At 63.6% G+C, this 13,089-nt stretch carries 9 protein-coding genes; 5 read left to right on the forward strand and 4 right to left on the reverse strand.

From position 1 onward, the window contains the following. Nucleotides 1–75: 75 nt before the first annotated feature. The gene (locus G5V57_RS22075; protein WP_165169696.1) at nucleotides 76–1,281 is read right to left on the reverse strand and encodes a PLP-dependent aspartate aminotransferase family protein; all 1,206 of its coding nucleotides are present in this window, start codon (nucleotides 1,279–1,281) and stop codon (nucleotides 76–78) included. Nucleotides 1,282–1,383: 102 nt separating this feature from the next. Here G5V57_RS22075 and G5V57_RS22080 point away from each other — a divergent pair, with 102 nt between their 5' ends. Then, nucleotides 1,384–4,062 carry a hypothetical protein gene (locus tag G5V57_RS22080; protein ID WP_165169697.1) on the forward strand — a complete coding sequence of 893 codons (2,679 nt, stop codon included), beginning with the start codon at nucleotides 1,384–1,386 and terminating at the stop codon, nucleotides 4,060–4,062. Here G5V57_RS22080 and G5V57_RS22085 read toward each other — a convergent pair whose 3' ends face one another. Next, nucleotides 4,063–4,641, reverse strand: a complete 579-nt coding sequence (locus tag G5V57_RS22085; RefSeq protein WP_371744585.1) for a tyrosine phosphatase family protein — start codon at nucleotides 4,639–4,641, stop codon at nucleotides 4,063–4,065. Between the two features lie 156 nt (nucleotides 4,642–4,797). Next, a complete protein-coding gene (gene dxs, locus G5V57_RS22090) occupies nucleotides 4,798–6,726 on the reverse strand; it encodes a 1-deoxy-D-xylulose-5-phosphate synthase (protein WP_165169699.1) in 1,929 nt (642 codons plus the stop codon). A gap of 187 nt (nucleotides 6,727–6,913) precedes the next feature. Between dxs and G5V57_RS22095 the strand changes: the two genes are divergently transcribed. The 4 genes from G5V57_RS22095 to G5V57_RS22110 all read left to right on the forward strand — a co-directional run bounded on the left by G5V57_RS22095 (nucleotide 6,914) and on the right by G5V57_RS22110 (nucleotide 12,222). Beyond that, nucleotides 6,914–8,494 carry a peptide ABC transporter substrate-binding protein gene (locus G5V57_RS22095; protein WP_165169700.1) on the forward strand — a complete coding sequence of 527 codons (1,581 nt, stop codon included), beginning with the start codon at nucleotides 6,914–6,916 and terminating at the stop codon, nucleotides 8,492–8,494. Between the two features lie 69 nt (nucleotides 8,495–8,563). Then, nucleotides 8,564–9,487, forward strand: coding sequence for an ABC transporter permease subunit (locus G5V57_RS22100; RefSeq protein ID WP_165169701.1), 924 nt, complete (start codon nucleotides 8,564–8,566; stop codon nucleotides 9,485–9,487). After that, nucleotides 9,480–10,601 (forward strand): ABC transporter permease, encoded by a 1,122-nt coding sequence (locus tag G5V57_RS22105; RefSeq protein WP_165169702.1) that lies wholly within the window; start codon nucleotides 9,480–9,482, stop codon nucleotides 10,599–10,601. The genes G5V57_RS22100 and G5V57_RS22105 overlap by 8 nt, the downstream gene beginning before the upstream one ends. A 4-nt stretch (nucleotides 10,602–10,605) precedes the next feature. Next, nucleotides 10,606–12,222: an ABC transporter ATP-binding protein gene (locus G5V57_RS22110; protein ID WP_165169703.1), complete on the forward strand. Its 1,617-nt coding sequence runs from the start codon at nucleotides 10,606–10,608 to the stop codon at nucleotides 12,220–12,222. An 18-nt stretch (nucleotides 12,223–12,240) separates the two neighbouring features. Here G5V57_RS22110 and G5V57_RS22115 read toward each other — a convergent pair whose 3' ends face one another. Continuing rightward, nucleotides 12,241–12,861: a TetR/AcrR family transcriptional regulator gene (locus G5V57_RS22115; protein ID WP_165169704.1), complete on the reverse strand. Its 621-nt coding sequence runs from the start codon at nucleotides 12,859–12,861 to the stop codon at nucleotides 12,241–12,243. Nucleotides 12,862–13,089: the final 228 nt, after the last annotated feature.

Raw genomic sequence — 13,089 nt, forward strand, 5'->3', positions numbered from 1 at the left:
TCAAGGGTTGGCGACACTCCACCCGGCGCTGCGCGCCGCCCTCCCCACGCTGCGCGTGAGGAGGTGAGATTCGACCTAGAGCACCTCGTCGAGATCGGCGCAGATGTCCTCGGCGTCCTCGATGCCGACCGAGAAGCGGAAGACACCGTCACCGGCGAAGTTGCGATAGCGTTCGAGCAGCTCGCCCTGGTGCCGGAACGTCGAGCGCATGAGGGCATCCGTCGGGATGCAGTAGACGAGGCTCCGGTGATGGCCGAGCGACACGGCATAATGGACGATCTCCAGCCGGTCGACCATGCGCCTCGCGAGCGCCGGGCCGTCCTCGACCTGGAAGGTCATCATGCCGGAGAAGTTCTTCATCTGGCGGCGCGCCAGCTCATGCTGGGGATGCGACGCCAGCCCCGGATAGAAGACGCGCTTCACCTTGCCGTGGCCTTCCAGGAACTTCGCCACCGCAAGCGCCGTCTCCTCATGGGCGCGCATGCGGATCGGCAAGGTCGCCGCCCCGCGCAGGATCAGCCAGGCATTGAAGGGCGACAGCACGCCGCCATAGTGGACCGTCGCCTCGAGATTGAGCGCGTCGAGATCGTCCTTGCGGCCGAGCACGGCGCCGCCCATCGCATCGCCATGACCGCCAATATATTTGGTCAGCGAGTGCACGACGAAATCGGCGCCGAAGTCGAGCGGGCGGGTGGCGATCGGCGAGGCGAAGGTGGAATCGACCGCCACGTCGCGCACGCCCTTGGCGCGGGCGAGCCGGCTCAAGGCGGCGATATCGGCGAGCCGCATGATCGGATTGGCCGGCGTCTCGACCCACAGCATGCGGGTACGCGGCGTCACCGCGCGTTCGACCATGTCGAGATCGGACATGTCGACAGGCGTGACCTCGATGCCGAAGCGGGGCAGGCTGTCGCGCACCAGCTCGGCGGTGCCGACATAGTTGGTGTCGGAGATGACGAGATGATCGCCCTGGCTGAGCCGCCCCAGCAGGAGCGCGCTGGAGGCCGCCATGCCGGACGCATAGCATTGGCAGGATTGGGCGCCCTCGAGAGCCGCCAGCTTGTCCTCGAGCTGCCTGACGGTCGGATTTGATACCCGCGCGTAGACATAGCCGTCATAATTGTCGCGGTTACGGGCCGAGAAGCCCGCGACCTCGCTCGGCGCGAAAGTGGACGACATCACCAGATTGGGCGAGGAGGCCCGCGTCGTCGGGTCAATGCCTTCGCCCGCATGGATGGCGGTGGTTCGCACCCCCCTTTGCCGGTTGGTCGTCTTCGCCATGGAATTTGCCCTTGAATTGCACAAGCTGTAACAGGACCCGATGGGGAAATGTGACTCGTTTATGGGGATTCGCCTATCGCGCCCGGAAAGGCGCCGCGGCCGATGACCTGGCAGGATCGTCACCGTGAGCCGGCTCCGGGACCGAAGCCGCTTCTGCGGCCGAATGTCTTTGCCCGGCTGGCGCGCTTCTGCTTCCGCCATGGCCTGATCGTCATCGCCATCTGGGTGGCGCTCGCCATCCCGGCTCTCGTCTTTACCGTAACGGCAATGAAGGTCCAGTTGCGGGAAGCCGTCCTCGTCGCCGCCGACAGCGCCATTGCCGAGGAGCAAAGCCGGCTCGAGGCGGAGTTCCCCGAGCCCAGCGAGAGCATCGTCGCCGTCATCGACAGCAAGGACCCGAAACTGGCGCGCAGCGGCGCCGAGCGCATGGCCGCCCGCATGGGCGAGCAGACCAATGTGTTCCGCAATATATTCGCGCCCGGCACCGGCCGTTTCTTCGACGACAGCGGTGTGCTCTATCTGAACGAGGAAGGGGTGGCCAATATGGTGGCGCGCATCGAGCGCTCCGGCCCCTTGTTCCAGGCGCTATCCATTTCGCCCAATCTCACCGGCATCGCGGTGCTCGCCGACCAAGTCGCCAGGGTGGTCGCGGAAGGCCGTTCGCCAGAAGTGGTGACGGCGCTCCTCAGCGACGCGGCCAAATCCGTCCAGGCGCAGATCGCCGGCCAGCGGCGCGACCTCGACTGGCTGGCGCTCGTCGAGCATGGCGTCACCATCGAGAGCCCGCGCTGGTATGTGCTGGCCTATCCGCTGGCGAACGGCAGCAGCGATCCGGCGCGCCGCGCGGTGGAGGAAGCGCGCCGCCTCGCCGATCTTACCGAGACGGAATTCGGCGGCCGCATCGCGATTCAGCTGACCGGGCGGCCGGTGCTGCGCGCACTGGCGCCGCCCCCCGACATCCGCGCTTTGCTGCTGCCGTCGCTCCTGTCGGGCATCGTGATCCTCGTGATCCTGGCCTTCGGCCTTTCCCGCTTCGGCTCGGTGATGATCGTGCTCGCGACGGTGGCGATCACCTTCATCATGACCACGGCGCTGGCGCTTGTTGCTCTGGGCGCCTTCGACCGGGTGAGCCTCACCTATCCGGTGCTGTTTGCGGGGCTGATCGGCGTCGCCGTGATCTGTTGGCTGCTGCGCGCGGAAGAAGCCGAACAGAGCGGCCTTGGCCGGCTCGCCGCGGCGATGCTGACGGCGCAGGCCCTGGGATTGCCGCTGCTTGTCTGGCTCGCCGGCATCTCGGCCACGGGCCTCGCCGTGATCGGCAGCCCTTTCCTGGGGCTGCAGAAGCTCGCCGTCGTTCTCGCCATCATGAGCGCCGTCATCGGTGCCGCGGCCATGACGCTGCTGCCCGCCTTTCTGTCGCTGCTCAGACCCCACTTCCTCGCGGATGTCGATGAGGACGACCAGCTCCATTGGCTCGACAAGGTGATGGCGAGACCTGCCTCCTATGGCTGGTGGTCGCTGCGCCGCGGACTGGCGGCGACGCTGATCGCGGTCGCGGTCCTGTGTGGCCTGCTGGTGCCGTCGCTGCATTTCGAAAGCCCGGTGACGATGGCGCCGGGCGGCGATAGTGCCGCCGAAAGGCTGTTCCGCGAATTGTCGGCGCGCGAACCGTCGCTGCTCGCCTCCGGCCAGATCCTGGCGGAGCCCGGCGATCCGGCCCGGCTTCTGGTACGCCGTCTGGCGATACTTCCCGAGGTGGAGGGGGTTCGCTGGGTCGAATCCTTCCTACCGCCCGGGGAGGCCGAGAAGCGGGCCATCCTGGCCCGGCTCCAGGGCGTCTTCCCGCGCAATACGACGGCGGTGCCGGACGTGGCGGATGATCCGCTGCGCGCCGAATTCGTGAAACTGCTGGACGCGCTGCAGCGCATTGCCGCCGAGCCAAAGGCGACACCGGAGTTGGCGGGCGCCGCCAATGAGCTGCGCCGCAGCCTGCTGCTCCTCGAGAACAACGGCGTGGCGCCGCCCGACGCGCTGCGCCAGCTCGAGCGCACCTTCTTCACAAGGCTGCAACTGCTGCTCGATCGCATCGACCGACTCTCCCATCTCGATCCCTTGACGGTAGACCGGCTCGACCCGGCGATCCATCGCCAGTTCGTCTCGCGCAGCGGCCTGTGGCGCATCGAGGTGCAGCCGCGCCGCCCCGACGAGATCGCCTCGTTCGCTTCCGCTGTGCGCAGCGTGGCGCCATCGGCTGCCGGCGCCGCTTTAGTCGCGGCCGACCGCCTCGCCACCATGCGCGCCGCGGTGCCTGTCTATGTGGGCGCCTGGGCGTTGCTTATCGTCTTCCTGCCCCTCATCCTGTTCCTCAACCTGCGCAAGGCGATGCGCATCCTGCTGCCGGTCGCCACCGCGACGCTGCTGGCGCTCGGGGCCACCGCGATGATGGGCGCCAGCCTCAATCCGGAAAGCATCGCCGTCTTCGCGCTTCTGATGTCCTTTACGCTCGGCGCCGCCATTCTGGCCGAGGCGTGGTATGGTGCGCAGCCGAACGGCCAATGGCCGCAGGCCTCCTCGCGCCCGCGGGCACTTCTGCTGTCGGCATTCCTGGTGCTCGCCGCCCTCGCACCGCTGATGCTCTCGCCATTGCCGGCGGTGGAGCAGTTCGGCATCCTGCTCCTTGTCGCGATGGGGTTGAGCCTGGTCGGGCTGTTCGTGCTCCTGCCGCAATTGCGGGTCTGGACGGCGCCCCGGCGCCGGCGGCGAGACGACGACGAGGAATAATCAGACGGCCAGTTCCGCCATGTCGACTTCGGCTTGGCGGCCGATGCCGGCCATCCAATCGGCATAATGGGGCCTTGCCGCGATCTGACGCCCGTAATAGCGGCGCAGAGCCGCGACGAGGCTGCCGTCGCGGCCAAGTTGCTCATCGGCATGGCGGATCATCAGCGAGCTCGGCCAGGCCTTCGGTCGGATCTCGGCCAGCCGCAGGAACAGGCTTTCCGAATCTTCCCGCGGATTGCCCGTCGCCATCAAGGTGATCATGGCCGCCGCCGAGCGTGACACGCCTTTGTGGCAATGAGCCAGCAAATGCCCGTCCGCCGCTTCCGTCGATCGCGCCGGCAGGTTCTTTCCAAAGCGAATGATCTCGCCGACATGTTCGGCTTGCGGCAGGATCTTGTTCGGCGCCGGCGCGATGATGTCGTGGAAGCGCAAGGTCGTCCGGCGATGCGCCGGAAAGGCACCGAAGGCATCGATCTCGGGGTGATCGGGATCAAGTATCGAGAGGACATGCGTCACCGCGCTGTCACTATGCGCGGGAAGCTCGTCAATCCCACAGACAGTCAGGATAGAAAAATTCATCGCCATCACCTTGGCCCATTGAAAACCGGACGTGAGATTCGCGCAACCTGGCTCATCACATGTGCTCTTTGATTGCATCGCGGCGGACGACGCCCGCCGAGATGGCCGGTAGCGCCGCACGAGGAATGCTACAGAGCGCTGCTTGGCTCAGGGGCGTCAGGCCAATGTCTTGAGATCTAGCGTCCGTGCCGTGTCACCGAGCGCGCCCAGCACCTCGGCGACGATCGCTTTTTCGGTCAGGCCGGCATCCTCATACTGCTCCTTGGGCGCCGCATGCGAGACAAAGCGGTCGGGCAGATACATTGTCCTGATATGGCAGCCGCTATTGAACAGATTGGCGCGCGCCAGATAGTGCAGGACCTGGGTGCCGAAGCCGCCGATGGCGCCTTCCTCAATGGTCACCAGAACTTCGTGGCCATGCACCAGCCGGCGAATGAGATCCTCGTCCAGCGGCTTGGCGAAGCGCGCATCGGCCACCGTGGTCGGCAGGCCGAGGCTCGCCAGCTCATCGGCCGCCTTGAGGCATTCCTGGAGCCTCGCTCCGAAGGAGAGAAGCGCGATCTTGCCACCTTCCCGCATCACGCGGCCGCGCCCGATCTCGAGTGGCACGCCATGCTCGGGCAGGTCGACGCCGATACCCTCGCCGCGCGGATAGCGGAAGGCCGAGGGCCGGTCGTCGATCGCGGCGGCGGTCGCCACCATATGGACGAGATCGGCTTCGTCCGCCGCCGCCATGACCACGAAATCCGGCAGGCAGGCGAGATAGGTGATGTCGAAGCTGCCGGCATGCGTCGGCCCGTCCTGGCCGACGAGCCCGGCGCGGTCGATGGCGAAGCGCACCGGCAGGCGTTGCAGCGCCACGTCATGCACGATCTGGTCATAGGCGCGCTGCAGGAAGGTGGAATAGATGGCGCAGAACGGCTTGAAGCCCTCGACCGCGAGGCCGGCGGCGAAAGTGACGGCATGCTGCTCGGCGATGCCGACATCGAACATGCGCTCGGGGAAGCGCTGGGCAAACTTGTCGAGGCCGGTGCCGGACGGCATGGCGGCGGTGATGCCGACGATCTTCTCGTCCTTCTCGCCCTCGGCGACCAGCGCCTTGGCGAAGACCGACGTGTAAGTGGGAGCGTTGGAGGAACTCGTCGCTATTTCGCCGGTGGCACGATTGAATTTCGAGATGGCGTGGTATTTCTCGCGGTCGGGCTTGGCGAAGGGATGGCCCTTGCCCTTTTCCGTCACCACATGGACCAGGACCGGCCCCAGCTGCTTGGCGTCGCGCACATTCTGCAGGATGGGCACCAGCGTATCCATGTCGTGCCCGTCGATCGGACCGACATAATAGAAGCCAAGCTCCTCGAACAACGTGCCGCCGGTCAGCATGCCGCGCGCATACTCGTCCGCCCGCTGAGCGGCGGTCCGCAAGGTGCGCGGGAACTTCATGGCAAGCTGCTTGGCGATATCGCGCAGGGACAGAAACGACCTGGATGAGACCAGCCATGAGAGGTAGTTGGTCAGCGCCCCCACTGCCGGCGCGATCGACATGCCATTGTCGTTGAGGACGACGATGAGGCGGGTGTCGAGGGCGCCCGCATTGTTCATCGCCTCATAGGCCATGCCGGCGCTCATGGCGCCGTCGCCGATGACGCAGACGACGTGATTGTCCTGGTGCTTGAGGTCGCGCGCCACCGCCATGCCGAGGCCGGCGGAGATCGAGGTCGAGCTGTGCGCGGCGCCGAAGGGATCGTATTCGCTCTCGGCCCGCTTGGTGAAGCCATAGAGCCCGTCGCGCTGGCGAATCTGGCGGATACGGTCGCGCCGGCCGGTCAAGATTTTATGCGGATAGCACTGATGGCTGACGTCCCAGATCAGCCGGTCGGTCGGCGTGTTGAAGACATAATGCAAGGCGACGGTGAGCTCGATGACGCCGAGGCCGGCACCGAAATGGCCGCCGGTCTTGGCGGCCGCGTCGATGGTCTCGGCTCTTAGTTCCTCGGCAAGCTGGCGCAGTTCCTGGGGGCCGAGTTTACGCAGCGCCGCCGGATCGCCAACGCTGTCGAGCAAAGGGGTATGATCTGTCCTGGTCATTTCCTGGACTACATAAGCGGGGGGTGCGGGGCGCGCAATTCCTTTATTTGACGCGCCGATATTGGACTTTCGACCAGTTTCACATGACTTGGGACAAAGCTGTGGGCGATGCTATAGTGCGCCCGTTTGGACCGGCGGCTTTTGGCAATTCTGCCCTTAACGAAGCCGTCAACATGGGAGGAACTAAATGAAGAAAAGCCTGCGATCACTGCTTCTCGCTACGGCACTTGTAACAATAGGCTATTCGGCGGCCTTCGCCGAAGTCATCTACAACAGAGGAAACTCGGCCGACCCCGAGACCCTCGATCCGCATAAGACCTCGACCGTCTACGAAGCGCATATTCTGCGCGATCTCTTCTCTGGCCTCGTGATGCAGGACGCGAAGGCCAATGTCATTCCGGGCGCCGCCGAAAGCTGGAAGGTCTCGGATGACGGCACTGTCTACACGTTCAACTTGCGCAAAGGCGCCACGTGGTCGAACGGCGACCCCGTCACCGCCGATGATTTCGTCTATTCCTTCCGCCGACTCGAGGATCCGGCCACCGCGGCCGAATACGCCTCGATGATGTATGTCATCAAGAACGGCCAGGAAGTGAATGAAGGCAAGATGAAGCCGGAAGAGCTGGCGGTGAAGGCGGTCGACGCCAATACCTTCGAAGTCACGCTCAAATCGCCGACGCCGTACTTCCTCGAGATGCTGACGCACCAGGCCAACTATCCGGTGCACAAGGCCTCGATCGATAAGCTCGGCGCCGACTGGATCAAGCCTGGCAATCTCGTTTCCAACGGCGCCTATACGCTCGCGGAATTCGTACCGAACGATCACATCAAGCTGGTCAAGAATCCGAAGTTCTATGAAGCCGATCAGGTCAAGATCGACACAGTCAACTACTTCCCGACCGAGGATCGCTCGACGGCGCTGAAGCGCTTCGAGGCGGGCGAGCTCGATTCGAACGACGACATGCCGCTCGAGCAGCTCGACGAGATGAAGAAGAAGTTCGGCGACCAGATCCACATCGGGCCTTATCTCGGCACCTATTATTATGCCGTGAAGACCGACAAGGAGCCGTGGACCAATCCGAAGCTGCGCCGCGCCATCTCCATGGCGATCGACCGCGACTTCCTCGCCGAGAAGGTGTGGAAGAACAGCATGATCCCCGGCTACTCCATGGTGCCTCCGGGCATCGCGGGCTATGAGCCGGCTATCGCGGATTATGCCGAAATGTCGCAGATCGACCGCGAGGACGAAGCCAAGAAGATTCTCACCGAGCTCGGCTACGGCCCCGACAAGCCGCTCAAGCTCGAGATCCGCTACAACACGTCGGAGAATCACAAGAACACGGCGGTCGCCATCCAGGAGCAGCTCAAGCCGCTCGGCATCGAGGTGACGATGGTCAACACCGACACCAAGACCCATTACGGCTTCCTCGAGCAGAAGGGCGACTATGACTATGCCCGCGCTGGCTGGATCGCCGACTACAAGGATCCGGAGACCTTCCTCGGCATCTCGCGCAAGGCCTCCGGCAACAACTACTCGAATTACAACAGCCCGAAGTTTGAAGAGCTGATGGACAAGGCGGCCGCCGCCGGCGGTGATCCGGCCGAACGTTCGAAGCTCCTCTCTGAGGCCGAGCGCGTGCTGGTCGATGATCTCGGCAACATGCCGTTGCTCTACTACAGCTACCACAATCTCGTGTCGCCGAAGCTCAAGGGCTTCGAGGACAACGTCATGGACGTGCATCCGACGCGCTTTATCAGCAAGGAATAACTGGGGTCCCTGCAACCGTCGCTCCCGCGGGGAGCGGCGGTTGCGCCTTGCAAAGATAGGGGGGCGCGCATGCTGCGCTATGTCTTCCGGCGGTTGTTGACCGCCATTCCGACGCTCTTTGTGATCGTCACGATTTCGTTTTTCCTGATCCGCGTGGCCCCCGGCGGCCCGTTCAACCAGGAACGCGGGCTCAACCCCGTGATCAAGGGCAATCTCGAGCGCCAGTTCGGTCTCGATCAGCCTTTATGGATGCAGTATCTGCATTATCTCAATAATTTGCTCCACGGCAATTTCGGCCCGAGCTACAATCTGCCGGACTTCACCGTCGGCGAACTGTTCCGGGTCGGTCTGCCGGTCTCGATCCAGGTTGGCGCGTCGGCGCTGATCCTGGCGCTCGTCATCGGCACCATTCTCGGCATCATCGCGGCGCTCAAGCAGAACAAAGGCGCCGACTACGCCGTGATCGCCACCGCGACGGCGGGCAGCACCATCCCGACCTTCGTGATCGCGCCTATCTATCAACTCATCTTCGCCACTACGCTGGCCCTGGTGCCGGTGGCGACCTGGGGCGGCGGGGCGTTCGTCAACAAGATCGGCCCGATCGTCACCCTGGCCTTGCCGCAGATCGCCATCGTGGCGCGCCTGATGCGCGGCTCGATGATCGAGGCGTTGCGCTCGCACCATATCCGCACCGCGAGAGCCTTGGGCCTCTCCGACTGGAGCATCATCGTCAAGCATGCCTTGCGTGGCGCGTTGCTCCCGATCGTCTCCTATTCGGGACCGGCCGCGGCGGCCTTGCTGACCGGCTCGATCATCGTCGAGACGATCTTCCAGATCCCGGGGGTAGGGCGCTATTTCGTCGAGGCGGCGCTCAACCGTGATTATACGCTGGTGATGGGTACCGTCGTGGTGATCGCCCTCTTCACCATCATCTTCAACCTCATCGTCGACATTCTCTATGCCGCGGTCGATCCGAGGGTGCGCTATGACTGACATCACCTCGGCGCCAGCCCCCTTCGTCGGACGCTCTCTCTGGGCCGACGCGCTGGCCCGTCTCAAGGCCAACAAGGCGGCGATGTTCAGCCTCTTCTATCTGGCGCTGATGGCCATCGCCTGCGTCTTCGGGCCCTATTTCGTGTCGCATCCCTATACGACCATCTATCCCGACTATGTCCGCACGCCGCCCAGTCTTTCGGCCTATCCGCAGGCCGACATGATAGAGACGGCGCTGCAGGACGCGGTGCGCCGTATGCGGGTCGATCTCGAGGAGTGGCACGAGCAGGATGAGCGCGTTTTCGTGACGGTCTCCTCGCCGAAGGCCATTGACGAGCGGGTCACCCGCTATCTCGACCGCTCCGACACGTTCGACAATACGCGCATCGAAAGCAAGTCACCCGACGGTCTCAAGCTCACCATGAGCGCGACGGTCGAGAAGGAGTATTTTTATTTCGGCACCGACAATACCGGCCGGGACCTGCTGTCGCGCGTGCTGATGGGCGGGCGCGTCTCGCTCGCCATCGGGCTCCTCGCCGGTTTCGTCGCCGTGGTGATCGGCGTGCTCTATGGCGCCACCGCCGGCTTCATGGGCGGCAAAACCGACGAGGTGATGATGCGCATCGTCGACATTCTCTATTCACTGCCCTTCATTTTCTTCGTCATTATGCTGGTGGTGTTCTTCGGCCGCAATTTCGTGCTGATGTTCCTGGCGGTCGGCGCCGTCCTGTGGCTCGACATGGCGCGCATCGTGCGCGGCCAGGGCCTGTCGATCAGGCGCCAGGAATATGTCCAGGCGGCGGAAGCTCTGGGGGTGTCGAGCGGTGGCATATTGCTGCGCCATATCGTGCCCAATCTCCTAGGCCCGGTGGTCATCTACATGACCTTGCTGGTGCCGCAGGTGATCATCCTCGAGAGCTTCCTGTCCTTCTTAGGTCTTGGCGTCCAGGAGCCGATGACGAGCTGGGGCGTGCTGATCTCGCAAGGGGCCAAGAATATCGGCTCGGCCAACTGGCTCCTGCTGTTCCCGGCCTTCTTCCTGGTCTCGACGCTCTTCGCCCTCAATTTCATCGGCGATGGTCTGCGCGACGCGCTCGACCCGAAGGATCGGTGACGCCATGGCCAGCAACGAAACCATTCTCTCCGTCGAAAACCTGAAAGTGCGCTTCCATACCCTCGACGGCATGGTCGATGCGGTCAAAGGCATCAACATGCACGTCAAGGCCGGCGAGACGGTCGCCGTCGTGGGCGAGTCGGGCTCCGGCAAGAGCCAGACCATGATGGCGGCGATGCGGCTCCTCTCCTCCAACGGCGAGGCCGCCGGCACCATCGCCTATCGCGGCGCCAATCTGCTCACCCTCAACAAGTCCGAGCTCAACCAGGTGCGCGGCCGCAAGATCACCATGATCTTCCAGGAGCCGATGACCTCGCTCGATCCGCTCTACACCATCGGCAATCAGCTGATGGAGCCGATCATGCGCCACCGCAAGATCGGTGCCGAGGAGGCGCGCAAGGAAGCGGTGAAGATGCTGAAGCTGGTGCGCATCCCCGAGCCCGAGCGGCGGATGAAGTCCTATCCTTACGAGATGTCCGGCGGCCAGCGCCAGCGCGTGATGATCGCCATGGCGATCGCCAATGATCCCGATCTCCTGATCGCCGACGAGCCGACCACCGCGCTCGATGTCACGATCCAGGCCGAGATCCTCAACCTCATGGCCGATCTGCGTAAGCGCCTCGGCATGAGCATGATCTTCATCACGCATGATCTCAACATCGTGCGGCGCATCGCCGATCGCGTCTATGTGATGCGGCTTGGCGAAGTCGTCGAGGAGGGCGACACCCGCGCCATCTTCGCCAATCCGAAGCATCCCTACACCAAGGCGCTGCTCGCCGCCGAGCCGACCGGCCACAAGGAACCGGTGCCGAAGTCGGCGCCGACCGTGCTCGATGGCACCGACATGCGCGTTACCTTCAAGATCGGCGGCGGCTTCATGGCGGGCCCGCCCGTCTATCTCAAGGCGGTCGATCGCGTCTCGGTCACTCTGAGGCGCGGCCAGACCATCGGGATCGTCGGCGAATCCGGATCGGGCAAGTCGACGCTCGCGCGCGCACTCCTGAAGATGGTGCCGAGCGAAGGCGCCATCCATTTCGACGGCCGCAATATCGAGAAATTCGATCCGCAGCAGATGCGCCCCTTGCGCAAGCAGCTGCAGATCGTCTTCCAGGATCCTTTCGGCTCGCTGAGCCCGCGCCTCACCGCCGGCCAGATCGTGACCGAGGGCCTGCTCGTGCACGAGCCCTCGATCACGGGGAAGGAGCGCGACCGGCGCGCGGCGCAGGCCTTTGCGGAAGTGGGGCTCGAGCCTGCCAACCGCAACCGCTATCCGCATGAATTCTCCGGCGGCCAGCGCCAGCGCATCGCGATCGCCCGCGCTATCATCCTGAAGCCCAAGGTGGTGGTGCTGGACGAGCCTACCTCGGCGCTCGACCGCCAGGTGCAGAAGCAGATCGTCGAATTGCTGCGTGACCTGCAGAAGGTGAACAACCTGTCCTATCTGTTCATAAGCCACGATCTGGCGGTGGTGCGCGCAATGGCCGACCACATCATGGTCATGAAGGACGGCCGCATGGTGGAGCAGGGGTCACCTGATCAGATCTTCGATCATCCGCATGAGGACTATACCAAGCGGCTGATGGAAGCCGCTTTCGCCGATCACGTCGTGGCGGGCATGTAAGTTCTCGTTCGCCCATTGTCATGCGGAATTGAACTGCAGCGAGCCTGTGGCAAGTCCCAGTTCCCGTTCTGTCGCGTGAATGGTCATTTCCCTGACAATACCGAGACGCGCACGCGATAGCGCCACTGCCTGCAGCGCGAAACCATCAATCAAGGCGAAGATATGGATGGCCGACTTCAGCGGATCATCCGATTGAAAAGCGCCGCTTCTCGTTCCCTCGTCGATCAATCGCGACATCTCCATGTCCCATGCATCGAAGAGCACGGTGAGCACGTCGCTGAGCAGGGGTTGGTAACGCGCAAGATAGCAGGCTTCGATCGCCAGAAGCCGCATGGAGTCTGGCTGATCGGCAAGAGCCGATTTCAAATACAGGCGCATCTGTTGAACAGGAGCGCTTTCTTTGCGGATGGTTGCGAATTGATCCTTTAGATCTTCCGCTCCGACCTGTGCAAAGGCCTCGGCGACGAGCTGTTCGACAGCGGGAAAATAATGGTTGACCAGGCCGGGCGCGACACCGGCTTCCTGGGCGACACTGCGCAAGCTGATGCTGCCCAACCCTGCTTTGCCGGCCAGCCGAGCGGCTGCTGTCACGATTTCGCGGCGGCGTTCCTCGGGTATCTTTCTGCGCCTGACCATCATCCTTGCCCGTTGCGATGCTGTTGAGCCGCGTACGAATCCATCTTGATCGTAGCATTATCCGCTGATACGTTGTTGGCCGCATGGCCAATAAGAGGATCGACGTGGATTTATAGGGGACAAAGGGGGGCGCATTGATCGATTTACCCCCAATCCTTCACTGAGATGCCCGGCATCGAGATTGTCCGCTACCCGTGGAACAGGGACATCAAGGCCAGGATTCGTTGACAG

This window comes from Nordella sp. HKS 07 (assembly GCF_011046735.1).
In the GTDB taxonomy this organism is placed as follows: domain Bacteria; phylum Pseudomonadota; class Alphaproteobacteria; order Rhizobiales; family Aestuariivirgaceae; genus Taklimakanibacter.